The following is a 25,662-nucleotide window of genomic DNA, read 5'->3' on the forward strand; positions in this document are numbered from 1 at the left end:
TAAAATTTAATATACTATTTATGTCTTACAATTGAAGCTATACTTAAATTATAAATTTTATATTTTTCTGTATAATAAAAAGACTGTAAATATAGAACTTGTCTATATTTACAGCCTTTTTACCTTGTTTTTTATAAGAAAAACATTTTTTTACTCTAAATCTTTTTAAACAGCTTTTTTCAATTTTTTTTTAAATTTATCAGATAAAATTTCTTCTATTATATCATTTATAATAACTACTCCCTGAAGCTTTTCTTCGCTATCAATAACAGGTATTGTTATAAGATTATATTTTATGAATTTCTTCATAGCTGTATCTAAATTTTCGTCATCTTTTAATTTTATAATTTCTGTTTTCATAATATCTTTCAACTTACGATTAGGCTCTGAAAAAACTAACTCTCTTAAAGATATTACCCCCTGAAGCTTTTCATACTCATCAGTTATATATATATAATGAGATACTTCATCGTCTGGTTTAATCTCTTTGAGTAGTTCCAATGTTTCTACTGCTGTTATATTTATATTTAAAGCTACATGATCTGTATTCATTATACTTCCAACAGCCTCATCCTCGTATTTCATAAGATCTCTAATTTTCTCTTCATCCTCTGTTTCTAAATTAATAAGTAAGTTTTCTGCTGTTTCTTCATCAAGTTCCTCTAAAATATCTGCTATTTCATCATTTGACATATTATTCAAAATTTCTGATACTTTAGATTGATTCATTGTTTCTAAAATATCTGCCTGAATCTCTGGGTCAATTTCTTCAAGAGTATCTGCTGCAAGATGCTCATCCAAACTCTCAAATATTCTATTTCTATATTTTAAATCGACTTCTTCTAAAATATCTGCAATATCTGCTGGATGAAGCTCAGATATTTTTTTATATGGTACAGATATTTTCAATCCATCATTTACCATTTCAAGTGATTCTACATCATCCCACATTATAATCTTTTCATTTGGTTTTTTATTAAATAACTTATAGAAAAATTTAATAATTTTTTCTAATTTATATCGTCTGGTTACAGCTAAAAATCCAGTATCAACTGCAATTACCCTTATTTCCCCCGCAATATCTGCCATTCTTAAATCATTAACTCTTACAACTTTTTTCCCATTCACATCAACTATTTGCTTATTAAGTAAATGTTTAGATAAGAGATAGGAATATGCTCTTGGAATTATATCTTTTACCACTCTTACCTTTATGTGCATTTTTCCATCCTTATCATAAAAGTTAATGTTTCTAAACTCATAGTTAAATACTTCACTACCTTTTTTAACCTTATACCCTATAGCTTTAGGATATCCCTCTCTAGCCGTTACATATACGTCATTAATCCTACCTATACAGTCTTCATATTCATCATAAAGCTCTTTGTGAAGTATTTCACTTAAATAGAAACTACTAAGCTTTTTCATGGATATTCCTCCCTTCGTATATAGAGGAAATCCCACTTAAAATAATTGAGAACTGATAATATCTTTTAAATATTATTTAAATATTATTTATACTCTAAAAACTAAGTTATTAACTATTTAATTTATTTCTCATTAAAATTCTATATTCTAATATTCTTTTAAACATAGCTATTTTTTCTTATTAAGGTGCTAAAAGTTTGACATAGTTATATTAATTATCAACTTTCAACTACTAAAAAGTTTCCCCTATATACAATATTCAGTTTTAAGTTCTTGTCTGACCTCCACCTAAGGGGATCACCTTCCATTAATTCCACCTCTTTTCAAAATAGAACACCTAAATTTTACTTCTTCACTATAAATTATATTATACTTTTTTCAAAATGCAACCATATAAAAAGCATTTTGTTTAAATTTATTTATTTATACATGTTTATATACATTTTATACAAATTTTCTACGTTTTTCTTTCAAATTCACAATATAAGAAAAGTACGACTGCACTTTTCTTATGTTGTGCAAATAAATTAATTTATATTTTACTTATGTTATGTTAATATTATTACTAGATTTGGAGGAATATTTTATATGAAAATAAACAAACAATTTTTACCTATGGATAACCAAGACTTGAAAGAACGAAATATAGATCAACTAGATTTTATAATTATAACTGGTGATGCATATGTAGATCATCCTTCCTTTGGCACAGCAGTAATAGGTCGTGTTCTTGAGCATGAGGGCTTCACAGTAGGTATTATTTCACAGCCTGATTGGCACAATGTTGAAGATTTCAGAAAACTTGGAAAACCTAAATATGGGTTTTTAATAAACTCTGGAAATATGGATTCAATGGTAAATCATTATACCTCATCTAAAAAGAAACGTAGCATTGATTTATTTTCACCAGGTGGTGAAAGAGGTCATAGACCTGACAAAGCTTTAATTGTATATTGTAATAGAGCTCGCGAGGCCTATAAAGACGTTCCTATAATAATCGGTGGAATAGAAGCTAGCCTAAGACGTTTTGCTCATTATGATTATTGGGATAATCGATTAAGAAGAAGTGTTTTAATCGATTCTAAAGCTGATTTACTAGTATATGGTATGGGTGAAAAAACAGTAACACAAATAGCTAATCTTCTAAAGTACGGAATGAATATAAAAAGGATAACCAATGTTAGAGGAACTGTTTATGCAACTAAAACATTAGATGAAGTAATAGACTATATCGATGTATCTTCTTTCGAAAATTGTGTACAAGATAAAAAAGCTTATGCTGAAAGTTTTAAAATAGAATATTTTGAACAGGACAGTATAAATGGTCGCAACATAGTACAAAAGCATGGTGATAGATATATAGTTCAAAATAAGCCTCAAGAACTTTTATCTGAAGCAGAAATGGATATGGTATACAGCTTACCTTATACTAGAACTTATCATCCTATATATGAAGAAAAAGGTGGCGTACCTGCTATTAGGGAGATAAAGTTTTCTATAACAAGCCATAGAGGATGTTTTGGTGGCTGTTCTTTTTGTGCTCTTAATTTCCATCAAGGCAGAACTATTCAACATAGAAGCCAAGAATCAATTATAGAAGAAGCTAAAATGCTAACAACTTTAGATGATTTTAAAGGATATATACATGATGTAGGGGGCCCTACTGCTAATTTTAGACATAGATCTTGTGAAAACCAAAAGGAAAGAGGCGTATGCAAAAATAAACAGTGTCTATTTCCAAAACCTTGTAAAAATTTAAAAGCAAATCACAAAGAATACTTGAATTTACTTAGAAAAATTAGAAAATTACCCAAAATAAAAAAAGTATTTATTCGTTCTGGAATACGATTTGACTATCTTATGGCTGATAAAGATGATACGTTTTTCAAAGAATTATGTGAACATCATATCAGCGGTCAATTAAAGGTTGCACCAGAACATATAAGTGATAAAGTATTAAAATGTATGGGAAAACCTAAAAATGAAGTTTATGAAAAATTTCAGAAAAAATATTATGAAATAAATAAAAAATTAGGAAAAAAACAATTTTTAGTTCCATACTTAATGTCAAGTCATCCTGGCAGCGATTTAAATGTAGCAATTGAACTTGCACTTTACATAAAAAAGATGGGATATACTCCAGAACAGGTTCAAGATTTTTATCCTACTCCAGGTAGTCTTTCAACTGCCATGTATTACACAGGAATAAACCCTCTTACTGGTGAAAGTGTTTATGTTCCCAAAACTTTTGAGGAAAAATCAATGCAAAGAGCATTACTTCAATTCTCAAAACCTGAAAATTATAATTTAGTAAAAAAAGCTTTAATTAAAACCAATAGAGAAGATTTGATTGGTTTTGGTAAGGATTGCTTAATTCCACCAAGACCACCTAAAACAAAATCTAAAATAACACCATCTAAAAATAAATCAAATAAAAATAAACATAAAAAGCTACCTAAAAAATCAGGCAGATAATTTATCTACCTGATTTTTTTAACTTATTAATTACATAATTCAAGCTTACAAGCCATAATATCTCCCCAATAACACTTTCCATAAAAATTGGTTTTCCTAAAATAATTAACATATTTTCAATTATTAAAGTAATTGATGAAATTATAATTAAAGCAATTCCTTTATTATCCACATTCTTATTACAAAAGTTTATTGCAATCATTATTAAAAATATATTAATAAGAATATACGCACCACATATATATTCCATTTTTATAAATTTCATATAATACCCATATTTTAAATCTAACATTGTAATAACAGGATATTTATAAATTATAAATGCATATATTATCGTTAAAATTCCACTTATAAAAAACATATGTGAAAAATTAATCTTTTCGCTTCTAATTAAGATATAAATAGTTATAAGTGCTGCCATGGGTACACATATTAAATTTAAAAAATATATAGGTTTTACTATAAAAATATATTTAATGTTTTGTACTGCAAACATAATTAATAAAGTTATGTACCTTAATAACATTCCAACAAAAACGCCTCTACTAAGCCTTCGTATCTTTGTAGGTGCATATTTTGAACTTTTAGTTAACCCCTCATATATTACAACTATCATAAATAATAATAAAACAAGATAAATATAAATTTTCAATAACATATACTCCAACAAATTACTATCACTTATAATTATTATATTTGTCTGTTAAATATTCTTATTTCTTTAAACTATTAATATTTTTAACCCCTAAAACTTTTAATCCACCTGGTATGCATTCTATAGTAATAGGGAAATCTGGTCCTCTTTCTCCATCTATATCCGTTACAATATTTTCATCACATTCTATTTTAAGCTTATTAGTTTTAAAATATATTAATCCATTAAATCCTTCTAAATGCTCACCTCTTAGCATTTTCACAAATAATGTTATAATATCCTTTATCATTCCAGCTTTAAATATAATAACATCAAACAATCCATCTGTAACATCAGATTTATATGCTAACTTAAAATTCCCAGCTGTCTGTCCATTAAATACAAGCATTAAATACATGTCTCCATCAAACTCTTTATCTAACGAATGAACCTTAACCCCTATTTTTCTAAGATTAGGTATTTGTTCTACAGCTTTAACATAATAAGCAAGTTTACCCATCATGTTTTTAAGGTTAACATCAGTTTTTTGAGATATATCAGTAAACAATCCTGTACTTGCTACATTTATGAAATATTTATCATTAATTTTACCTAAATCTAAAGCTTTTATTTTACTATTTAAAATTTGCTCACATGCCTTATCTACATCTTGAGGCATTCCTATAAATCTTGCAAAATCATTAGCAGTTCCAACTGGTAATATAGAAATAGGAAGATCTATTTTTAATTTTTTCATAATATTTACTACATTATCTACAGTTCCATCCCCTCCGGCAATCAATACATATTTATATGTATCATCAATATCTTGGAATGCTTGACTTAATTCATACTCTTTACTAATTCTAAAAGGAGAAACTATATAATTATATTTTTGGTGTATTCTTATAACATTATCCAAATCATATAATATTGTATTTTCACCTGAATATGGATTGTATATAAATTTAACTTTATTCATATTAAACTCTCCTACTACTTTTTACATATATAATGTTAACTTAATTCATTATACTCTGAAACTACTATAATTATCAACCTTATAAAGAGGATTCTTGGCCTCAGATAAAGTTTTTACTTCAGCTAAAACTTACAATTTCTTATCTAGTATCGTACTCACCCTATGTAATTAGTTGCATGTATACATTGAGTATAATTTAGAATATAGCAATTAATATTTAAGCAGTAATATGGGTGCACTTCATTTACCCATATTACTGCTTTTTTACTTTAATTAACATTTTATTTTAATAAAAATTCAAATTATAAAATATATAAACATATATTTATATCATTGGGCTACATGGTTCTGAAATTTCTGTTAATGCTCCTTCTGCATCATTTGCAAGATTTGGCTCAACGGCTAAATCTCCTAAAGATACTATTCCAGCTAATTTATTATTTTCTACTACAGGAAGTCTTCTTATTTGTCTTTCACTCATTATTCTAGAAGCATCATGAATATCCATTTCTGGTGTACCTAAAACAGGATTTGAACTCATTATACTTCTAACCTTTTGATTACAAACATTTTGACCTTCAGCCGCAGATCTTAATGCAATATCTCTGTCTGTAACTATTCCAATAACTTTCTCTCCATTACATACAGGTATAGAACCCACATCATGTTCTTTCATCATTTGTGCTGCACATTCTACTGAATCTTCTACACTTATAGTTGCTACAGTTTTAGTCATTATATTTTTTATTTTCATGTAAAGCACCTCCTTAAACTATTTTAACCACTTGAAATACTTTATATGAATTTAAACATTGTTTTTTTATTTTTTTTATTTATACCTTAAATAATTTGCAAAAGTAATATATAATTGTATTATATGTGATAACTTGTTTTATAATTGTAGTAATAATATTTAGGAGTGTTATTTTATGTCAAAAATATCAAAAAACGCCTTGCCTAACCTATTTACTTTTGGAAATCTTATTTTTGGAATAATGTCGTTAATAATGACATTTCAAGATCATTATAAATCAGCTTGTATATTCATTTTATTCTCAGGAATTATGGACAGATATGATGGACGTGTTGCTAGGTTTTTAAACGTATCAAGTGACCTTGGAAAAGAATTAGATTCATTAGCTGATTTGGTTTCTTTTGGTGTAGCACCTTCGCTTTTAGTTTTTTATTTATACGATTTAATAAATTTAGGATTTATAGGTTATTTATTAGTTTTAATATTTCCACTAGCTGGAGCATATAGACTTGCAAGATTTAATTGCTCAAATTTTGATGGAAATTTCACAGGAATTCCTATTACTGCAGCAGGTATACTTGTGGCTTTATATTCTTTTGTAACACTAAAAAACCCATCTAATATTATACTAACTGAAATAATTATGATTTTACTATCTTATCTTATGGTTAGTAAATTAAAGATAAAAAAAGTGTGACTTTTTCACACTTTTTATTCTTTAAATAATAACTCTTCGTCTATTTCATTTAAAATAAACTTCATATCCATTCTTCCTCTTATAATTTCAGATTTAAGCTCACAATATTGTTGATAATCCCCACTTGTCTGTTCCAAAGTTTTTATAAGCTCATCTATGATATCTCCTAATTTATCTGCTCTTTTTAAAGCACCCTTAACATCATTCTTTTTAGATAAAGCTATCTTATTTAACTCGTCTGCTCCTCCAATTAATAATCTATATGAACTAACCAGTTTTGTAAGAATATCTGATAGGTTATTAATATCACTATAATACGTTTCTATAACTTTTCTGCGGCCCAAGTAATCACCCTAGTACTTGATATCATAATAAATATATTAAAATATATTTAAATTCATGCCAAATAATAATAAGCCATTGTAATTACTATATATATCGATATTAAAATAGCACCTTCAAGCCAGTAGGTTTTTCCATCCTGAAATACTATAAAAGACATTACTATAGCTATTCCACTCATAACAATCTGAAAATGACTAAATACATAAGCCATTTGTATTCCAGCTAAATATGAAAAAATTATAATTACCGGAGTAACAAAAAGAGCTATCTGTATACTAGAGCCTATAGCTATTTCAAGGCTCATATTTACTTTATTCTGAGCAGCACACATTATAGCAGAAAAATTCTCACCAACATTTCCAAGTATAGGTATTAAGATTATTCCTATAAATTGTTGAGATAAATTGTACTCATTTACCATTTCTTTTACATTAAATATAAGTTTTTCACTTATGATAAAAAGTAAGAGCGAGCTTATTATAATTTGTAATAATAATATATGCTTCTGTTTATTGTTATTAATTTGTAAATTATCAGTTTTTTTTTCGCTTACTAAAAAAAGATTACTATGAGTATACAGTGAAAATATAAGCCCTAATATATAAACACATATGAGTACAATAGCAACTTTAATACTTATACAAACCATTACCTCTTTTGATATATCGCTATAACTTTCTAGAGATATCATAACTAACATTGCTACCATTGCTAACAACAGCATATTAAAATTTGTTCTAGCTATTAGCTTATTAAATTTCTGTTCTCTATACTTTATTCCTCCAAAAAAAGTTGAAATACCAAGTACTAGAAGCATATTACTTACAATAGAACCTATTAAAGCTGCTTTTGCCATAGGTACCATTCCAAAGCTTACAGACCATACTCCCATCATCAATTCTGGAAAATTTCCTACTGTAGCAGCTAAAAGTCCTCCTCTTTTTTCTCCTATATATTCTGAAATTGCTGAAGTAAAATCACCAAGTAATATAGCTAATGGAACTACTGCTATAGAATAAATTATTGTATTTATCAAACTACAAGAAGTATTTATAAACATCAATATTAATGAAATCATTAAAAAAACATATTTTTTTTTCATAAAAACACCTATTCATAAATTATTGTAATTACCCTATGTGTCATTTTATGTCTTTATGATAAAAGGAGTTACACTAAAATCACATATCTTCTTTATCAAAATCATTGTATAATTCTGAAATTTGTTTTTGTATAAATTTATATAAAAATTTAGAGGTTAAATCTAAAAATTTTAATAACATGTATTCAAATGATTCCTTACTTAAGTCATTTTCATCTAACGATTTTTCTATTGAAGCATAAAAAACATCAATTTTAACATTACTAGTCGGTTTATTAGGTAAATTTCGAGATACATTTGTTAATATTTCTGCTGGACTTATAGTTTCTACTGAATTTTTTAGTAAAGGTTTCTTCTCATAATTCGTTTGACAAGGTGTCATAATCTCAGATTCTACTTCTACTGGTAAAATTCCTTTATCATAAGATTTGTCCATTTGTTTTTTATGTTCTTTACAAATCTTATATATAATTTCTCCCAAAGAAGTATTTAAATATTTTTTGTTTGTTAACATACTTTGAAACCTAATAATCATGTTATCTAAATCTTTTTTTGATATTTGAGGTATAGATTTGTTTAATACTTGTTTCACTATATTCTCTATATCTTTATATTTATTTACCGTCCATTCATTTAGAATTTTATTCATATAGTCTATATCTTGTTTTTTATTTTTAATTGCTTGATTCAATCTATTTTTCTCAATATTTTCAGTAACTGCACTTAATTCTTTTGTTAATTCTCTAATTTCATATCTTAGCCTATTTGATTCCTGAGATATTTTCTTTTTATTATTCATTAAACATTGAATCACATCTCTAGGCATTGCTTTTAAAACATCACTCATATCTATATCTTGAAATTCTATATTTTTAATTCGTCCTGTATTTTTTTCAACATTACCCATACTCTCTTCCCCTTTGCTATTTAAAATAATTTTTTAAATAAAATATTCCTTACTATATTTTATTTAAAAATTATTAAGGTGTGCTATAAGTATAGGATTTTAAAAATTAAAATTTATTCAATCTATTCCTGTTTTAATATTTATAAAAGCAACTTCCCCCAATAAATTCTCTAAATATAGAATTTTCTGGAACTATATTCCTATCTACATTCTTAAAGAAATGTAAGAAGCTTCTTAACCTCATAGCTTCATAATAAACTGAACTATCTTTGGTGACTTTTTCAAGTTCGGGTTCAGCATATTTTTTTAGAACACAAAGCTCATAAACTAAACTTGAATTAAACATAACATCTGCTTCTTCTTGGAAAACAAATATATTGTTCTCCTCTCCTCTTTTTATAGACGGCCACATATTTAATGTTTGTTCTACCCCATATCCTCTTGATAAGTGATCTCTCACTATTCTTCTTATTCTTCTCACATCTGTAGTAGAAATTCTGTTATGGTTGTCCAAATTTAATTGAGTTAATGCACTTATATATATTTTAAACTTGTTTTTTCTATCAATTGAAGCTGTAAGCATCTCATTTAATCCATGAATTCCTTCGATTAACAATATTCCATTTTTAGGAAGCTTTAACATCTTCGTATGCCATTTTCTACTTCCTGTTAAAAAATCAAATTGCGGTATTGTAATTTCTTTTCCATCTAAAAGTTCATTTAAGTTTTTATTAAATAATTCTAAATCTAATGCATATATAGATTCAAAATCATAATTTCCATTTTCATCTTTTGGAGTATGCTCTCTATCTACAAAATAATCATCAAGTGAAATAGGCACAGGCTTCATTCCATTAACTCTAAGTTGAATTGCAAGTCTTCTAGTAAAAGTTGTTTTTCCTGATGATGACGGACCTGCAATTAATATAATTTTAATATTTTCTCTATTTTTAATCATATCTGCTATATATGCTATTTTCTTTTCATGAAATGCTTCTGCCACTCTTACTATATCAACTATTTCACCACTTGCAACTTTATTATTGAGCGAGCCTACATCTCCAACTTCAAGTATTTTACCCCACTGTTCAGCTTCATAAAATATCTTAGCTAATTTTTTATGTTCAATAAATTCTGGTAAACTTTTAGGATCTTTTTCTGTTGGAGCTTTTAATATAAACCCTGATTCATAATACATTAAATCAAATACCTTAAGTACTCCTGTTGAATAAGCCATCGGTCCATAAAAATAATCATATCTACCATCTAACTCGTACAGCTTTAAAGTATTGGATGTTACATGTTTTAAAAGCCTTAATTTATCATCCATTTCATAATCTTCAAAAATTTTTATAGCTTTTTCTTTTGTTACAGATATTTTATTAATTTTAATGTCTCTATCTATTAATTCCTGCATTTTTTTCTTTATTATATATATATCCTCTTTATTAAGAGCTTTTTCCTTATGAATTTCTCCAAAAATTCCTTTGCTTAAAGAGTGTTCAATATTTATACTAGCCTCTGGATATAAATCATAAACCGCTTTTATCAAAACAAACTGAAGTGTTCTTAAATAAGCTAGTCTAGCAACTTTATTATCAATTTTTACACATTCAAAATCAGCATCTTCTTCTATAATACATCTTAACTCTTGTAGCTTTCCATTAACTCTTCCAAGTATACAGGGAATATCATTTTCTAGAGCATTATCTTTTACTATTTCATAAAGCATGTTTCCTTTTTCCACATAAATTTTCTTCCCATCCTTTAAAGTTAAAGTGATTTTTCCCATACAGTTCCTCCTATTGAATAATTTTGTATTATTTGTATATTCTCATTATAAATGATATATAAATTCAATCATATTATTATAATACTTTATATATATAAAAATGTGTTATTTTAGCTTATATTTTTTAATATTTTGCAAAAAATAAGAACTGGAAAAACTTTTTTATAACTCTATTTGAGGAGTGATTATGTGTTTATTGTAATGATTAGAACTAGTATACTTTACACCATAGTTGTTATAAGTATGCGTTTAATGGGTAAAAGACAAATAGGTGAACTAGAACCTTTTGAGCTTGTTATTGCTATTATGATATCAGATTTAGCTTCACTTCCTATGCAAAATCTATCAACTCCTCTTATATATGGAATAATATCAATTTTTACTTTGCTTGCTTTTCAAACATTTATAACTATATTTGAATTAAAAAGTATAACATTTCGAAAAATTATAAGCGGAACACCAAATATACTTATACAAAATGGTAAAATTGATATTAAAGAACTTAGAAATCAAAGATTGACTTTTAATGATCTGATGGAAGAACTAAGGATTAAAGGCTTTTATAATATTAGTGACATAGCCTATGCCGTACTTGAAACTAATGGTGAATTATCAATTATGCCTAAAAGCGAAATGAATTCTGTAACAAAAAAAGATTTAAATATACAAACACAAAACGAAAAGCTTCCAATAGCTTTAATATTAGATGGTAAAATAAATCATGATAATCTACAAATAATAAATAAAAATGTCAATTGGTTAAATAATAAGTTAAAAGCTAATAATATTTATGATACAAACACAGTTTTTATAGCCATGTTAGATTCACAAAATAAATTTTTTTTTCAACTTAAAGAATAAAATACTTCTATAAGGAGCAGTAGATTAAATGAAAAACACAATAATTTCTTTAGTTATTTTTTTTATTTTAAATATTTTTATTATTTTTTCTATAAATTTTGTTAATAATAGATGTATTTATTATGAAAATATATCTAATACTTTAGAACGTAATATAAATAATCAGCTTTGGGATGAATCATATAAAATAAGCACTGAATTCTTAAAAAACTGGGAAAGTGATTCTCAAATAATTTCTGTTTTTGTAAGCCACGAATATTTAGATGATATAAATAGTGAATTATTAAAATTAACACAATATATTAAATTTAAAAATGAAAATCATTCTTTAGCAATAATACATAATATAAAATTTTCATTAAATAGTATAACAGATTTCGAAAAAATAACTATAAAAAACATTTTTTAATAAATTTTATTGAAATTTATGGAAAATATAATATAATTATAAGTATAAATATATTATAATAGTATCATATTTGATTGTTCACATATTATATATATCTTAGTTTGTTATGGTAAATTTATTGATATTAAGGTATAATGTATAGGGACATGAATTTTATGATTGTGGACATTTTAAGTCCCGATTAATATTATCATATTGGAAGGTGGAATTTTTATGGCATTGGTAAATACTAAGGAAATGTTTAAAAAAGCTTATGAAGGTAAATATGCAATTGGTGCATTCAATATTAACAACATGGAAATATTACAAGGTGTTGTGAATGCAGCTAAAGCAAAAAAAACACCTGTTATTGTTCAAGTTTCTAAGGGAGCATTAACTTATGCTGGTCCTAAATATTTGAAAGCAATGGTAGATGCTGCAATTGCTGATACTGGTATCGATCTTGCTTTACATTTAGACCATGGTCCAGATTTAGAAACAGTTAAATTATGCATAGAAACTGGTTTTACTTCAGTTATGTTTGATGGTTCTCACTTTGATTATGAAGAAAACGTAGCTAAAACTAAAGAGGTTGTTGACTATGCTCATGCTCATGGAGTAGTTGTAGAAGCTGAGCTTGGAGTACTTGCTGGTGTTGAAGATGAAGTGAGTAGTGATGTTCATGTTTATACTGATCCAGAGCAAGCTGTTGATTTTGTTAATAGAACTGGTGTTGATTCATTAGCTATAGCTATTGGAACAAGTCATGGTGCTTTTAAATTTGAAGGAGAAGCTAAATTAAGATTCGATATTTTAGAAGAAATCCAAGAAAAATTACCTAACTTCCCAATAGTTCTTCACGGTGCTTCAGCTGTTAACCCTGAGTTAGTAGCAACTTGCAATGAATTCGGTGGTAAAATACCTTCAAAAGCTAAAGGTGTTCCTACTGACATGTTAAGAAAAGCTGCTTCAATGGCTGTTTGTAAAGTGAATATGGACACTGATTTAAGACTTGCTATGACTGCTGGAATAAGAAAAGTACTTGGAGAAAAAGCTGATGTATTTGATCCAAGAAAATATTGTGGTTCTGGAAGAGATTTAATACAAAAAGTTGTAGAGGATAAAATAGAAAATGTATTAGGATCTAAAAATACTCTATAATATAAAATGTATAAAATAAAAGGTGTGTAAAATTTTATTACTTAATACACCCTTTTATTTTTTATATGCATAATTTTATTTTTCTATATAATTAGAAACATGCTTTATAGTCATATTTATTGTTCCATCACCATTTCTAATAATTTCAAATCTACTATTATCATTATATGCTTCCTCATTTATATATAAATCAATATCTTTATCTACCTTAAGTCTTATTCTTTTAAACTTTTTATCAATCCATTGTTTATCAATAGCTACTTTTTCCACTCCCCCTTGTTCTTTAACAAATTGAACAAAGTCCTGCTTTTTATCACCTTCTTCTTCAAATAATTCATGTGCAACTTCATTTACATCAACTTCATCTTCTTCTCTTAATTTTTTCTTTATAGTCCTTCTAACTGCTTCTTGTGCCTCAGCATTCTCTTTTAAGTTATTTCTAGTCCATTTTTCCGCTGCTTTAACAAAGCTTTTAGTCATATCTCTTTCATTATCAATAACAGTACAACCTAAATAATTACTTATAAAATAATTTGAACCATATTCTTCACTATTTTTATTCTTAGTTTGTTTGTCTATCACCATAATATCAAAATTATTCTCTTCCTTAATTGGTTTTATAAACGCACATTTTTGTAATCTTTGACCACTTCCTGGAAGTCCTGTGTATTGAGGTATAATATTTATACCTATTTTATTCTCTATAAACTCTACCGTATGAACATAATTTTTTATATAATCCATTTTCATAATTCCAAGTAAAGGACCATATTCTGTAGATATAGATATTACTAAAAGGTCACAAGAAGATATGCTTCCCTTAGATCTCATAAGTAAAAACATTTGTCTTGCAAGTTCTTTAGATACTTCAATCAAATTAATTTCTCCATACAAAAATTCTTGCGAAATATCCTTAATAACATTTCTTTCTTTATTAAACACAGCATATTTAAGTTCTTCATCCTTTAAACACTTTTGTATATGCTTATCTAAAAAAGTATATATTTCTTCATTCAGCTCCAATTTATATTCATTTAAAACAGGCTCATCTGAATTATTATCTAGAATATGAACTACTGCTTCATTAATTGTAATTTCATTTATATATTCCATTATATTACCACCCTTGCTATACACTATATTTCATTCTAAAAATAAAAAAACACATCTCTCTTAATTACATATAGATGCGCATTTAAAATTCATATTCTATTATAACACAACAAAATAAAAGTGCGTGGCAATATTCTTATGTTATAATGTAGTAGGGTGATTACGATGAAAGAAATAGAAACTAGAATAATTGATATTGATATTGATGATATAAGAAAAAAGCTATTAAAAATAAATGCAGTAAAAGTAAAACAACAAGATCAAGTTAATAATATATATGATTTTTCAGATAGAAGGCTTTTAAATAATAAAGGTTATGCAAGAATAAGAATTGTAGATGATAAATTAAAAAATTGTACATATTGTTATATGACCACAAAAAAACTTTTAAGTCAAGAAAAATATAAAATCATGGAAGAACACGAAATTCAAATTAGCAATTCTATTGAAGGTGAAAATATTTTTCAAGCTCTTGGTCTTAAACTTGTTGAATCTATAAAAAAATATAGGGAAAGCTATAAATATAAAAACACTTTAATAGAAATTGATATAAATGAGAAAACATTTTGTCCCTTCCCTTATATTGAAATTGAAACTTCAAATGAAGATGAACTAAAAGAAGTTGTTACACTTTTAGGATACACTTTAGAAAATACTACTTCTAAAACCATTTATGAAATAATAAATGAAAGAAAAAACATAAGATAATTATGATTTCCTTGACTTTTCTTGTTAAAATGTTATAATTATTTCTAGTAATAGTGATAATGCCCAATCGCCAAGCGGCAAGGCACTTGACTCTGACTCAGGGATTCGCAGGTTCAAATCCTGCTTGGGCAGCCAATAAAAAACGATACTCAATAAGTATCGTTTTTTATTTTATCTTAAAATCATTTATATAACTATCTAATTTTTTCTTATTATTTTCTAACCACTATCGAAACGCCATCTGGGATAACAGCAATCTTTCCATCTTTTCTTCCTAACAATTCATCAGCCATTTGTAAAGCTGATTCTACACTAGATGCCCAGCGCATATGCATATCTTCAACTATTTTTCTTGAAGCACTTGTTACCATAATAACAGGATATTTTAATAATATTCTAGAAAGCACTTGTGATTCCCATTGATCTGGTATAGTTTCATGCCTATCCCTAGCTACTATTTTATTCATTATTTCTTTTACTGATTCAGCATTTTTAAAAGTTCGGTAAAATTCTTCTCCCCCATGACCATCACTACATTCAGATACCATTATTATAACACCTTTTTCTCCTAATGTAGCTTCTGCTGCTGTCATTCCTTTTACTGATTGATACATATTCTGATCTAATGGATATCCACCATTTGTTGTAATAGCTATATCTGCTTTTACAGCATGAATTCCTGACAATTCTTTTACAAACTCACATCCCTCATAATGAGCTTGTTCACGTTCTCCTGAAAAAGCTGCAATAACTTTTTTATCACAATCTATAACAACATTTAGGATAAATGCTAAATTGACCTTTTCTGAAGCATATAGCATGTCCCTATGAAGTGGATTACCTTCTAATTTACCTGTTCGTGCATGATTACTTCCAATAAACTCTGAACAATGATTTGCTAGTATAGTTGCCTTACTTGCAATTCCTGGCAAAACAGACTTACGTCCTCCAGAGAAACCAGCAAAAAAATGAGGTTCAATAAATCCTTCTGCTATCAATAAATCAGCATCAACTGCATACTTATTTATAACAAGTTCCCCTCCTGATGGTAGTATACCAACCTTAACTAACTGTGAATCATCTTGGCTATCATGTATAATAAAATTTTCATTATCTACAATCTTTTTGCCATATTTATCAATAAGTTCTTGTTTAGTCGTGTGTCTGTGCATTCCTGTAGCTACTAAAATAGAAATTTTAGCATTAGGATTACCTTTTCTTATTTCTTTTAATAAAATTGGCATTGTTACATGACTTGGAACTGGTCTTGTGTGATCACTGGAAATAATGACAACGTTTTCTCTTCCTACAGCTAGTTCACTTAAAAGCTTACTTCCAATTGGATTTGCTAGTGCCTTTTCAACAATTTCAACTTCTGTTTCTTTTGGCTTAAAGGTATGGGCTTTAGATACTAATTCCCCAGCTATTCTATTTTTAGGAATATTTACTTTAATTTGTTTGTGTCCATATGGTAAATTATAATTTAACATTAAAATTCCTCCCTCGTACTAAATTGTTATTCTTTACTGGTATGACCATCAGATTAACGTATTGTGTGTATGTGTGTATAATATATCATCTTTATGTAGCTTTTTCAATAAAAATATGTTATATTATAATGTTATCTTTTTAACATATGAATATAAAAAAAACACACATACTGTGAAAAAATATTTTCACAGTATATGTTTTTTACATATTATTAATTATTTTATTTTTTATTATTTCTATAAATTAACTCATTTAAATAATTTAAATGTTCTTCTAATGCCTCTATTGCCTTTCTGCAATCTCTCTCCTTCATTGCATTATAAATTTGTAAATGCTGATCTACAAATTTAAGCATAGTTTTAGAATCTGAAGCTAATTTTGTACGTGTATTTTTTATATGAAGATTCATAACTTCAGAAATAGATATTAAAACTTGATAAAGCACACTATTTCTACTTGCTTTAGCAATTGTGTAATGAAACATCATATCTGCTTCTACACTAATTTTCTCATTTCCCTTACTCTGTTCTAATATTTGAATATATCTCTTCATTTCTCCTAGTTCTTCATCAGTTATCTTATCCACAGCTAATCTAATACAATCACACTCTAAAACCATTCTAAGCTCTAATAATTCTTCCACCACATTTTCCTCTAAAGCCAAAATTAAAGATAATGGTTCTAAAAATTTCGTAGAACTTTCATCATTAGAAATAACTGTGCCTTCTCTAGTTCGTGTTTCAATTATCCCTATTAATTCAAGTGCACTAAAAGCTTCTCTAATAGATGATCTACTTACCCCTAATTTTTTTTGTAATTCACTAACTGTAGGTAATTTATCTCCTTTCTTTAATTTTCCTTCATATATAGAATCTTTAATTTGCTGAATTACTTGTTGGCTAACTTTTGTAGTTTTTATGTTTTTAAACGTCATTTGTTACTCCTCCATACCTTTTACAGATATATATCATTATATCATACTATGTTAAACCCTTAACTATATTAAAATATAATTAATTAACTTTAATATATTCTTCTATCAGATTATAAAAAACAAGCGCAAAATGCATTATAATATTACGCTTGTTTTTACTTATGCTTTTATTAAGTTTTTTACTTTAGAAAATTGTATAATTAAAAAACTTTTATTTATCACCTTTAAAATTCTTTAGCAAATCTGCAAAAGCAAAGTTTCCTTCATCTTCGTCATTATACTTAGAGTATTCTTTACTATTCCCGTTTAAAGCTTCCTTAATGCTTAAACTAATTTTTTGTTCTTCTTCTTTTATATCTAATATTTTAACTTTTACTTTATCCCCTATACTTAATATTTGAGAAGGTTTTATAATATTTTCATCGGTAATTTGTGTAATATGAACTAACCCTTCTACTCCTGACTCAATTTCTACAAAAGCTCCAAATTCTAAAATTCTTACAACTCTTCCTTCTAAAATATCATCAATCTTATATTTATTAACTACATTATTCCAAGGATTTTCCTCAATATCTTTCAATCCTAATGAAATTCTACCATTATCTTTATCAAAATCTAAAACATAAACTTCTACTTTATCACCTTCTGATACAATTTCTGAAGGATTATTAACCCTTTTCCAGGATAAATTTGAATTATGAATCAGTCCATCTATTCCACCCAAATCAACAAAAGCTCCAAATTTAGCAAGCCTTCTTACAATACCAATTCTTTTTTCACCTTTTTTTAGGCTAGCCCAGAGTTTTTCTCTTTTATTCTCGATTTCCTTTTTCTCAACTTCTTTTCTAGATAACACAATTTTTTTCTTTGCTTTGTTTAACTCAATAATTTTCACTACTAATTTTTTACCAATAAAATCATTTAAATTTTTTACAAAAGAGCTAGAAACATGTGACGCAGGTATAAATGCTCTTATATCTTTAGCATAAACAATAACTCCGCCTTTTACAACTTCTTTCACTTCTACTTCAAAAGTAGTATCATCTTTTAATGCCTTTTCAAAATCATTCCAAACTTTAATTTCATCTGCTTTTCTCTTAGATAAAACTACATTTCCTTCTCCATCATTTAATTTAATAATATAAACTTCAATCTTATCTCCTGATTTTAGAATTTCTTTAAGCTCTATTTCTTCATCAGTAGATATTTCTTTTTTTGTAATAATTCCATCTGTAATATATCCTATATTAACCAAAACTTCACTTTCTGTTACTGAAATAACTTCACCTGTTACAATATCTCCGCTATGAATTGTTTTCATTGATTTCTCTATTTCACTCATCATCTCATTCATTGAATTTTCTTCAACTTTATCAATTGTCATATTTCACATCTCCCTATGGTATTCAAATTACAAATTATAATGTAATTCAAATTTATTTCTATATATAGTATAACAAAATATTTAATTATCTTAAACTGCAATGTCTTTCAAGCACTTAATAATAATCTTATTATTCTCAATAAAACTAAACTTTACTTACTACATATATTTTTTTTATTAGAGCAAACTATTTAAAAGAATAAAGGAGGTATTAACTATGTATACCAAAAAATTACACTTAAAAACATTCTTATCATCTATTATATTAATTCTTTTAATATTTAATTTCATATTACCGAGTACAGCGAAAGCATATAAAGATATTTCACCTTCAGATGTAAGAGATATGATTGATACTTCAACTCTTATGTTAGTCATAGATGTACGAGTTCCAAAAGAATATTCTAAAGGGAAAATACGAACTAGTGTAAATATTCCACTTAACATTCTTAAAAACACAGTAATTGAAAGAAACATCCCCAAATCAACAATAATAATTACTTATAGTCAAGATAATGCTACTGCTTACCAAGCCGCTAAAATTTTAGACAGTTTAGGATATCAACAAGTATATACTTTAGGTAGCATAAATAGTTGGCCCTACGAGATTATAAGATAATATCTTGACAGCATTTATTATTTAATCTATAATTATACGAAAAAGAATAAAATTCTATGATGCATTGATTAGGAGTAGTAATATTTGATTCAATTAAAGAGAGCTGCCGGATGCTGTAAGACAGTATTGATAAAATATGAACTTGCCTTTGAGCTTATCTGTTAAAAGCAGGTACGGATAAACCGTTATATTTGGAAGTGAGGCTTATAGCCTAACTAGAGTGGTACCGCGGAACAACTTTCGTCTCTATATATTAGAAACGAAGGTTTTTTTATTTATACATAATAAAATAATATTACACATTCATTTAAAATGTAGGAGGTAAAATACTATGGCTAACTATGGAACATCAGTAGATAAAAAATGGCAATCAAGATGGGAAACATCTGGACTTCATAATTTCGATGAAAATGCTCCAGGTGAAAAATTATATGTACTTGAAATGTTTTCATACCCTTCAGGTGCAAAACTTCATGCAGGGCATTGGTTCAACTATGCTCCTACAGATTCTTGGGCAAGATTCAAAAAAATGCAGGGATATAATGTATTCCAACCAATGGGCTTTGATGCTTTCGGTCTACCTGCTGAAAACTATGCAATAAAAACAGGGGTTCATCCTAAAGATTCTACAATGAAAAACATTTCAAACATGGAAGAACAATTAAGAGCTATGGGAGCTATGTTTAATTGGGACCATGAAGTTATAACTTGTCTTCCTGATTACTATAAATGGACTCAATGGTTATTCTTAAAATTATATGAAAAAGGATTAGCATATAGGAAAAAAGCACCTGTAAACTGGTGCCCTAGCTGTAATACAGTACTTGCAAATGAACAAGTAATAGACGGACAATGTGAAAGATGTGATTCTGAAGTTGAGAGAAAAGAATTAACTCAATGGTTCTTAAAAACAACTGACTATGCTGAAGAATTATTACAAGATTTAGATGGTCTAGATTGGCCTGAAAAAACTAAATCAATGCAAAAACATTGGATTGGAAAATCAAAAGGTGCAGAAGCAACTTTCAAAGTTGAAAATTCTGATATAAATTTTGATGTATTTACTACAAGAGTTGACACACTAAATGGTGTTACTTATGTCGTTCTAGCACCTGAAAGTCCTTTAGTTAATCAAATTACATCACCTGAATATAAATCAGCAGTTGAAGAATATAAAAAACAAGCTGAAAAACAATCAGATATAGAAAGACAATCAATTTCAAGAGAAAAAACTGGAGTATTTACTGGAACTTACGCTATCAATCCTATAAATGAAAAAAGAATTCCTATTTGGGTTGCAGATTATGTGCTTGCATCATATGGTACTGGATGTGTAATGGCAGTTCCTGCACATGATGAGCGTGACTTTGAATTTGCAACTAAATTTAATTTACCAATAGAAAGAGTTATTACAAGTAAGAATGGAAGTGATGATTCTTTACCTTTCACTGAATATGGTAAATTAGTAAATAGTGGAGAATTTGATAATCTTACTACTGAAGAAGCTAAAGAAGCAATAGTTAAAAAACTTGAAGTAACAGGACTTGGTAGATGGAAAATAAATTATAGACTTAGAGATTGGCTTGTTTCAAGACAAAGGTATTGGGGCGCACCTATTCCTATAGTTTATTGTGAGAAATGTGGAACAGTGGCTGTACCCGAAGAACAGCTTCCAGTTAAACTTCCTTATGATGTTGAATTTACTCCAGATGGTAAATCACCACTTTCAAAATGTGAAAGTTTCTTACACACTACTTGTCCTAAATGTGGTGGTACAGCTACTAGAGAAGTAGATACATTAGATACTTTTGTATGTTCTTCATGGTATTACTTAAGATATACTGATAATAAAAACACTGAAAAAGCATTTGATTCTGCTAAGGCAAACGCTCTACTTCCTGTAGATAAATACGTAGGTGGTCCTGAACACGCTTGCATGCACCTTTTATATGCAAGATTCATAACTAAAGCACTTAGAGATATGGGCTATATAAACTTTGATGAACCATTTACTTCTCTTACTCATCAAGGCTTAATTCTTGGACCTGATGGACTTAAAATGAGTAAGTCTAAAGGGAATACAATTTCTCCAGATGATTATATAGAACAATATGGTTCTGACGTATTTAGAATGTATTTAATGTTTGGTTTTGCGTATTCTGAAGGTGGTGCTTGGAGCTATGATGGAATAAAATCCATAGCTAGATTCATAGATAGAATAGAAAGATTATTAGACCAATCTAAAACAGAATTAAATAACTCAAATAATTCAAAAACTGAACTTGAAAAGTCTGAAAAAGAATTAAATTATGCTAGACATTACGCTATAAAACATGTAACTGAAGATACTGAAAAATTTCAATTTAATACTTCTATTGCAAGAATAATGGAGTTTACAAACGCTCTATCTAAATATTTAAATGACGAAAAAAATAAAAATGTCAAATTCTTAGAAGAAGTATTGGTTGATTACATAAAATTATTAGCTCCTTTTAGTCCTCATTTTGCAGAAGAACAATGGGAACTTTTAAATAAGGATTTCTCTATTTTTAAAACATCTTGGCCAAAATTTAATCCTAAAGCACTAGTTAAGGATGAAATTGAAATAGCCGTTCAAATTTGTGGAAAAATTAAAACTAGAATAAATATACCAAACGATATTTCAGATGATGAAATAAAAGAACTTGCTCTTAAAAATGAAACTATCCAAAAAGATATAGACGGCAAAAACATAATAAAAGTAATAGTTGTTAAAGGTCGACTTGTAAATATAGTAGCAAAATAATTTTGTACAATTTAATAAAGAAATGAGGTTTTGCTATTGCAAAACCTCATTTCTTTTACAAAACTGTCATCTCCATATTTCAACTTATTAAAAAATCAAATCAACTCTCAACTTATTTATACTTCTCCATAAGCTTTAAGACTTCTTTCAGTAGCTTCTAATAATTTATTTAATTCTATTACCTCTCCTTCTGAAATAAGCTTATTTAACTGATTTCTATAACTAGTCGCTTCATGAACTCTACCAGAAGACATTAAACTAAATATATTGTTCATAATATCAGATACTAAACTTGATTTAACTTCAAATAATTTCTGAGCATCCATTATTTCATCTTTTATTTCAAGTACTTCTTGATCTAATTTAAACGCAGCATCTGCTGATGATTTTAGTTTAGCTTTTATATATTCGGGGATTTGATGCTTATATTTATAGTTCAAAGAATGTTCGAGCGTAGCCCAAAAATTCATTGCTAATGTTCTTATCTGAAGTTCAGCAAGTATTTCCTTAACTCCATCAGCCATATTTACAGGGTATTTTATTATCATATGATAGCTTCTATATCCGCTTATCTTTACATTTGTGATATAATCTTTTTCATACATTATCTGCATATCTTGTCTTTGCCTTATTAAATTAACAACTTTATATATATCATCTACAAATTGACACATTATTCTTATACCTGCTATATCCTCTAATTCATATTCTATTCTATGAACAGGTATATTAAATTTATTGGCTTTTTCCAATATACTAGATAGTTCTTTAACTCTACCTGTTACAAATTCAATTGGGGAGTATTCGCTTTTTCTTCTATATTCACGTCTAATACTTTTAAACTTAACTTTTAATTCTTCTACAGCCTGTTCATAAGGTATTAAAAATTTTTTCCATTCTATTACAGCCATATAACCTAACCTCTACTTTTCATATATTATTTTATATATTATAAATAAACATCTAAAAAATCAAGTTCTCTATAAAAAATTAATTAAACAACTAAACTTTCATATAACTGCTCAATCTAAAAATTATATAAGTTTATAATAATAACAATTAAATTTTCACTTTAATTTTACCATATATATTAATATTTACCCTATACATTTTATTATTATAATACATAAACATTACATATATAAATGATTATTTTTACACACTTAATGTTTTTTCTCACTTTTTTTTGTTATAATTGATTTATAATTGTACTTATTACATTTGAGGTGATTACGTGAGCAAAGATATTTTTTCTGGATTAGATGATTTAGGATTTGACGATATAGATAATTTAAAACTATACGCCAACAAAAAAAAACAAACAACCACAACCTCTGTTAGAGAAAACCATACTGAAAAAATTGAAATTTATTTATACGATAAAAAAGTAACCTGTCCAGTATGTGAAAATAACTTTAAGGTTAAAGCAGTTAAAACTTCAAGCTATAAAATGAAAGAAAAAGATAGTGATTTTTTCATAAGATACGAAAAAATAAATCCTTATTTCTATGATGTCTGGGTTTGTAATAGTTGTGGATATGCTGCTATGAAATCTGATTTTCTAAAAATAAGAAAGTACCAAGTAGATTTAATAAAAGAAAACATAACTCCTAAATGGAAAGGTAAAGAATATAAAGTTCCTTATGATATCAATACAGCTATTGAGCGATATAAACTATCTCTATTAAATTATTATTATATGGATTCTAAGGCTAGTAAAAAGGCTATGAACTGTTTGAAATTAGCATGGATGTGCAGGTTAACCAGAGATAGTAAAAACGAACAGGATTATTTAAAACAAGCTTTAAAGGGTTTTAATGATTCTTATTTTAACGAAGACTTCCCAATATACGGAATGAATAAATTCACAAATATGTACTTGATTGGTGAATTAAATAGACGTATAGGCAATAAAGAAGAAGCTTTATTGTGGTTTAGTAAAGTTATAACTACACCTAATATAAATAAACGACTTAAAGAATTAGCTAGAGATCAAAAAGATTTGATTAAAGAATCTAATTTACCAAAAAAAATTCCTGTACAACAGACTACTAAGAAAAAAGGATTTTTCTCATCAATCTTTGGTAAATAAAAATGAGTTAGAATTTATTCTAACTCATTTTTATAATATTTTAATAGGGTCAAAATTTATATAATCACAAGAAGTAACTATATATTCAATTTCTTCATGATGACCTTCAAAAACCCTTGATAATGAAGGTCCATGAAGATGTCCATATATAACTTTTTCCACTCCATATTCTTGAAAAATTTTAGTAAAATCAGATTCCTCAAATTTATCATTAACAGGTGGATAATGAACCATCACTATTATTTTTTTATATCCTGCTTTTACAGCACTATCTAAAGAAAGTTTTAATCGTATCTTTTCTCTATTATATATTTTTTTATCATGCTCTGAGTACCTATCCTCATTAGGTGGATTCCAACCTCTTGTACCACAAACAGCATAATCTTCATATGCAAAAAAATTGTTCTGAATAAAGCTTATATCCTGATAAAGGTTATTCAGTTTTTTTATACTACTCCACCAGTAATCATGGTTTCCTTTACAAATAATTTTTTTTCCTGGGAGTTTATCAATCCATTCAAGATCCTTCATTCCTTCTTCTATATTCATAGACCATGATATATCTCCAGCTATCAAAACTGTATCTTCATCACTAATTTGATTTCTCCAGTTATTTTCTATTTTTTCGTGGTGCTTATACCACTTGTCTCCAAATATATCCATTGGTTTATCACAATTAAATGCTAAATGTAAATCTGATATTGCAAAAAGTCCCACTCTTTATCACCTTCCATTTGCTAAGCTATCTATGTCCATTATATAAGCTATTACTTCAGCTACTGCTTCATATAATTCTTCTGGCACATAACTTCCTACATCTACATTTGTTAATAAATCTGCTAATTCTTTATTATAAACTATAGGAACATCATTTTTTTCAGCTTCCTCTAAAATTTTATCTGCTATATATCCTACTCCAGCAGCCGTTACTTTAGGAGCATCATAATTTAATTCATATTTTAATGCAGCAGCTTTTCTTCGTTCTTTATTATTACTCATAAAAGTCCCCC

The 25,662-nt window shown here is 27.4% G+C and carries 24 protein-coding genes, 1 tRNA gene and 1 other annotated feature; of the genes, 10 read left to right on the forward strand and 15 right to left on the reverse strand.

The annotated features are described in order from the left end of the window. Nucleotides 1–165 precede the first annotated feature (165 nt). The gene (locus OW763_RS02265; protein WP_268039436.1) at nucleotides 166–1,428 is read right to left on the reverse strand and encodes a magnesium transporter; all 1,263 of its coding nucleotides are present in this window, start codon (nucleotides 1,426–1,428) and stop codon (nucleotides 166–168) included. Between the two features lie 588 nt (nucleotides 1,429–2,016). On the opposite strand from OW763_RS02265, the gene OW763_RS02270 reads away from it, so the two are divergent. Next, the gene (locus tag OW763_RS02270) at nucleotides 2,017–3,903 is read left to right on the forward strand and encodes a YgiQ family radical SAM protein (RefSeq protein WP_268039437.1); all 1,887 of its coding nucleotides are present in this window, start codon (nucleotides 2,017–2,019) and stop codon (nucleotides 3,901–3,903) included. A 1-nt stretch (nucleotide 3,904) separates the two neighbouring features. Here the strand turns inward: OW763_RS02270 and OW763_RS02275 are convergent, their stop codons facing one another. The 3 genes from OW763_RS02275 to OW763_RS02285 form a co-directional block, all read right to left on the reverse strand. Further along, on the reverse strand, nucleotides 3,905–4,555 hold the full coding sequence (locus OW763_RS02275; RefSeq protein WP_268039438.1) for a hypothetical protein: 651 nt from the start codon (nucleotides 4,553–4,555) through the stop codon (nucleotides 3,905–3,907). A gap of 61 nt (nucleotides 4,556–4,616) precedes the next feature. Next, a complete protein-coding gene (locus OW763_RS02280; protein ID WP_268039439.1) occupies nucleotides 4,617–5,519 on the reverse strand; it encodes a YegS/Rv2252/BmrU family lipid kinase in 903 nt (300 codons plus the stop codon). Nucleotides 5,520–5,844: 325 nt separating this feature from the next. Continuing rightward, a complete protein-coding gene (locus tag OW763_RS02285) occupies nucleotides 5,845–6,273 on the reverse strand; it encodes a CBS domain-containing protein (protein WP_268039440.1) in 429 nt (142 codons plus the stop codon). A 175-nt stretch (nucleotides 6,274–6,448) separates the two neighbouring features. Between OW763_RS02285 and pssA the strand changes: the two genes are divergently transcribed. Next, nucleotides 6,449–6,970, forward strand: coding sequence for a CDP-diacylglycerol--serine O-phosphatidyltransferase (gene pssA, locus OW763_RS02290; RefSeq protein ID WP_268039441.1), 522 nt, complete (start codon nucleotides 6,449–6,451; stop codon nucleotides 6,968–6,970). Nucleotides 6,971–6,984: 14 nt separating this feature from the next. On the opposite strand, the gene OW763_RS02295 is transcribed toward pssA, so the two are convergent. From OW763_RS02295 to OW763_RS02310, 4 genes are all read right to left on the reverse strand, one after another. Next, nucleotides 6,985–7,314, reverse strand: a complete 330-nt coding sequence (locus OW763_RS02295) for a hypothetical protein (RefSeq protein WP_268039442.1) — start codon at nucleotides 7,312–7,314, stop codon at nucleotides 6,985–6,987. 53 nt (nucleotides 7,315–7,367) lie between these two features. Beyond that, nucleotides 7,368–8,417: a calcium/proton exchanger gene (gene cax, locus OW763_RS02300; RefSeq protein ID WP_268039443.1), complete on the reverse strand. Its 1,050-nt coding sequence runs from the start codon at nucleotides 8,415–8,417 to the stop codon at nucleotides 7,368–7,370. 79 nt (nucleotides 8,418–8,496) lie between these two features. Further along, nucleotides 8,497–9,324 carry a hypothetical protein gene (locus OW763_RS02305; RefSeq protein ID WP_268039444.1) on the reverse strand — a complete coding sequence of 276 codons (828 nt, stop codon included), beginning with the start codon at nucleotides 9,322–9,324 and terminating at the stop codon, nucleotides 8,497–8,499. Nucleotides 9,325–9,457: 133 nt separating this feature from the next. Further along, nucleotides 9,458–11,116 carry a nucleoside kinase gene (locus OW763_RS02310; RefSeq protein ID WP_268039445.1) on the reverse strand — a complete coding sequence of 553 codons (1,659 nt, stop codon included), beginning with the start codon at nucleotides 11,114–11,116 and terminating at the stop codon, nucleotides 9,458–9,460. 189 nt (nucleotides 11,117–11,305) lie between these two features. On the opposite strand from OW763_RS02310, the gene OW763_RS02315 reads away from it, so the two are divergent. From OW763_RS02315 to fba, 3 genes are all read left to right on the forward strand, one after another. Then, nucleotides 11,306–11,977 carry a DUF421 domain-containing protein gene (locus tag OW763_RS02315; RefSeq protein ID WP_268039446.1) on the forward strand — a complete coding sequence of 224 codons (672 nt, stop codon included), beginning with the start codon at nucleotides 11,306–11,308 and terminating at the stop codon, nucleotides 11,975–11,977. Between the two features lie 28 nt (nucleotides 11,978–12,005). Continuing rightward, on the forward strand, nucleotides 12,006–12,386 hold the full coding sequence (locus OW763_RS02320; protein ID WP_268039447.1) for a DUF4363 family protein: 381 nt from the start codon (nucleotides 12,006–12,008) through the stop codon (nucleotides 12,384–12,386). Between the two features lie 213 nt (nucleotides 12,387–12,599). Continuing rightward, entirely contained in the window at nucleotides 12,600–13,526 is a 927-nt protein-coding gene (gene fba / locus OW763_RS02325) for a class II fructose-1,6-bisphosphate aldolase (protein WP_268039448.1), read from the forward strand. 75 nt (nucleotides 13,527–13,601) lie between these two features. Here the strand turns inward: fba and OW763_RS02330 are convergent, their stop codons facing one another. Next, nucleotides 13,602–14,639: a nucleoid-associated protein gene (locus OW763_RS02330; protein WP_268039449.1), complete on the reverse strand. Its 1,038-nt coding sequence runs from the start codon at nucleotides 14,637–14,639 to the stop codon at nucleotides 13,602–13,604. Between the two features lie 165 nt (nucleotides 14,640–14,804). Between OW763_RS02330 and OW763_RS02335 the strand changes: the two genes are divergently transcribed. Together OW763_RS02335 and OW763_RS02340 are read left to right on the forward strand one after the other, a co-directional pair. Continuing rightward, entirely contained in the window at nucleotides 14,805–15,347 is a 543-nt protein-coding gene (locus tag OW763_RS02335; RefSeq protein WP_268039450.1) for a class IV adenylate cyclase, read from the forward strand. 60 nt (nucleotides 15,348–15,407) lie between these two features. Further along, nucleotides 15,408–15,482, forward strand: a tRNA-Gln gene (locus tag OW763_RS02340). 77 nt (nucleotides 15,483–15,559) lie between these two features. Here the strand turns inward: OW763_RS02340 and larA are convergent. From larA to rpsA, 3 genes are all read right to left on the reverse strand, one after another. Next, nucleotides 15,560–16,837 (reverse strand): nickel-dependent lactate racemase, encoded by a 1,278-nt coding sequence (larA, locus tag OW763_RS02345; protein WP_268039451.1) that lies wholly within the window; start codon nucleotides 16,835–16,837, stop codon nucleotides 15,560–15,562. Between the two features lie 221 nt (nucleotides 16,838–17,058). Continuing rightward, nucleotides 17,059–17,772, reverse strand: coding sequence for a FadR/GntR family transcriptional regulator (locus OW763_RS02350; RefSeq protein WP_268039452.1), 714 nt, complete (start codon nucleotides 17,770–17,772; stop codon nucleotides 17,059–17,061). Nucleotides 17,773–17,983: 211 nt separating this feature from the next. Beyond that, a complete protein-coding gene (gene rpsA / locus OW763_RS02355; protein WP_268039453.1) occupies nucleotides 17,984–19,156 on the reverse strand; it encodes a 30S ribosomal protein S1 in 1,173 nt (390 codons plus the stop codon). 217 nt (nucleotides 19,157–19,373) lie between these two features. On the opposite strand from rpsA, the gene OW763_RS02360 reads away from it, so the two are divergent. Further along, nucleotides 19,374–19,775 (forward strand): rhodanese-like domain-containing protein, encoded by a 402-nt coding sequence (locus OW763_RS02360; RefSeq protein WP_268039454.1) that lies wholly within the window; start codon nucleotides 19,374–19,376, stop codon nucleotides 19,773–19,775. Nucleotides 19,776–19,830: 55 nt separating this feature from the next. After that, nucleotides 19,831–20,026, forward strand: a binding site (T-box leader). An 80-nt stretch (nucleotides 20,027–20,106) separates the two neighbouring features. Next, the gene (leuS, locus tag OW763_RS02365; protein WP_268039455.1) at nucleotides 20,107–22,560 is read left to right on the forward strand and encodes a leucine--tRNA ligase; all 2,454 of its coding nucleotides are present in this window, start codon (nucleotides 20,107–20,109) and stop codon (nucleotides 22,558–22,560) included. Between the two features lie 116 nt (nucleotides 22,561–22,676). Here the strand turns inward: leuS and yjbM are convergent, their stop codons facing one another. Beyond that, on the reverse strand, nucleotides 22,677–23,471 hold the full coding sequence (yjbM, locus tag OW763_RS02370) for a GTP diphosphokinase (protein WP_268039456.1): 795 nt from the start codon (nucleotides 23,469–23,471) through the stop codon (nucleotides 22,677–22,679). A 323-nt stretch (nucleotides 23,472–23,794) separates the two neighbouring features. On the opposite strand from yjbM, the gene OW763_RS02375 reads away from it, so the two are divergent. Beyond that, nucleotides 23,795–24,652, forward strand: coding sequence for a DUF2225 domain-containing protein (locus tag OW763_RS02375; protein WP_268039457.1), 858 nt, complete (start codon nucleotides 23,795–23,797; stop codon nucleotides 24,650–24,652). Between the two features lie 30 nt (nucleotides 24,653–24,682). Here OW763_RS02375 and OW763_RS02380 read toward each other — a convergent pair whose 3' ends face one another. Both OW763_RS02380 and OW763_RS02385 read right to left on the reverse strand, forming a co-directional pair. Then, nucleotides 24,683–25,369 carry a metallophosphoesterase gene (locus OW763_RS02380; RefSeq protein ID WP_268039458.1) on the reverse strand — a complete coding sequence of 229 codons (687 nt, stop codon included), beginning with the start codon at nucleotides 25,367–25,369 and terminating at the stop codon, nucleotides 24,683–24,685. A gap of 6 nt (nucleotides 25,370–25,375) precedes the next feature. Continuing rightward, the gene (locus OW763_RS02385) at nucleotides 25,376–25,651 is read right to left on the reverse strand and encodes an EscU/YscU/HrcU family type III secretion system export apparatus switch protein (protein ID WP_268039459.1); all 276 of its coding nucleotides are present in this window, start codon (nucleotides 25,649–25,651) and stop codon (nucleotides 25,376–25,378) included. Nucleotides 25,652–25,662: the final 11 nt, after the last annotated feature.

It is taken from the genome of Clostridium aestuarii (assembly GCF_026735135.1).
Taxonomy (GTDB): Bacteria; Bacillota; Clostridia; order Clostridiales; family Clostridiaceae; genus Clostridium_H; species Clostridium_H aestuarii.

Excerpts from the sequence above, each read along its gene's own strand:
- OW763_RS02265 (WP_268039436.1), bottom strand. The coding sequence starts at position 1,428 with ATGAAAAAGCTTAGTAGTTTCTATTTAAGTGAAATACTTCACAAAGAG.
- OW763_RS02270 (WP_268039437.1), top strand. The coding sequence starts at position 2,017 with ATGAAAATAAACAAACAATTTTTACCTATGGATAACCAAGACTTGAAA.
- OW763_RS02280 (WP_268039439.1), bottom strand. The coding sequence starts at position 5,519 with ATGAATAAAGTTAAATTTATATACAATCCATATTCAGGTGAAAATACA.
- OW763_RS02285 (WP_268039440.1), bottom strand. The coding sequence starts at position 6,273 with ATGAAAATAAAAAATATAATGACTAAAACTGTAGCAACTATAAGTGTA.
- pssA (WP_268039441.1), top strand. The coding sequence starts at position 6,449 with ATGTCAAAAATATCAAAAAACGCCTTGCCTAACCTATTTACTTTTGGA.
- cax (WP_268039443.1), bottom strand. The coding sequence starts at position 8,417 with ATGAAAAAAAAATATGTTTTTTTAATGATTTCATTAATATTGATGTTT.
- OW763_RS02305 (WP_268039444.1), bottom strand. The coding sequence starts at position 9,324 with ATGGGTAATGTTGAAAAAAATACAGGACGAATTAAAAATATAGAATTT.
- OW763_RS02310 (WP_268039445.1), bottom strand. The coding sequence starts at position 11,116 with ATGGGAAAAATCACTTTAACTTTAAAGGATGGGAAGAAAATTTATGTG.
- OW763_RS02320 (WP_268039447.1), top strand. The coding sequence starts at position 12,006 with ATGAAAAACACAATAATTTCTTTAGTTATTTTTTTTATTTTAAATATT.
- fba (WP_268039448.1), top strand. The coding sequence starts at position 12,600 with ATGGCATTGGTAAATACTAAGGAAATGTTTAAAAAAGCTTATGAAGGT.
- OW763_RS02330 (WP_268039449.1), bottom strand. The coding sequence starts at position 14,639 with ATGGAATATATAAATGAAATTACAATTAATGAAGCAGTAGTTCATATT.
- OW763_RS02335 (WP_268039450.1), top strand. The coding sequence starts at position 14,805 with ATGAAAGAAATAGAAACTAGAATAATTGATATTGATATTGATGATATA.
- larA (WP_268039451.1), bottom strand. The coding sequence starts at position 16,837 with ATGTTAAATTATAATTTACCATATGGACACAAACAAATTAAAGTAAAT.
- OW763_RS02350 (WP_268039452.1), bottom strand. The coding sequence starts at position 17,772 with ATGACGTTTAAAAACATAAAAACTACAAAAGTTAGCCAACAAGTAATT.
- rpsA (WP_268039453.1), bottom strand. The coding sequence starts at position 19,156 with ATGACAATTGATAAAGTTGAAGAAAATTCAATGAATGAGATGATGAGT.
- OW763_RS02360 (WP_268039454.1), top strand. The coding sequence starts at position 19,374 with ATGTATACCAAAAAATTACACTTAAAAACATTCTTATCATCTATTATA.
- leuS (WP_268039455.1), top strand. The coding sequence starts at position 20,107 with ATGGCTAACTATGGAACATCAGTAGATAAAAAATGGCAATCAAGATGG.
- yjbM (WP_268039456.1), bottom strand. The coding sequence starts at position 23,471 with ATGGCTGTAATAGAATGGAAAAAATTTTTAATACCTTATGAACAGGCT.
- OW763_RS02385 (WP_268039459.1), bottom strand. The coding sequence starts at position 25,651 with ATGAGTAATAATAAAGAACGAAGAAAAGCTGCTGCATTAAAATATGAA.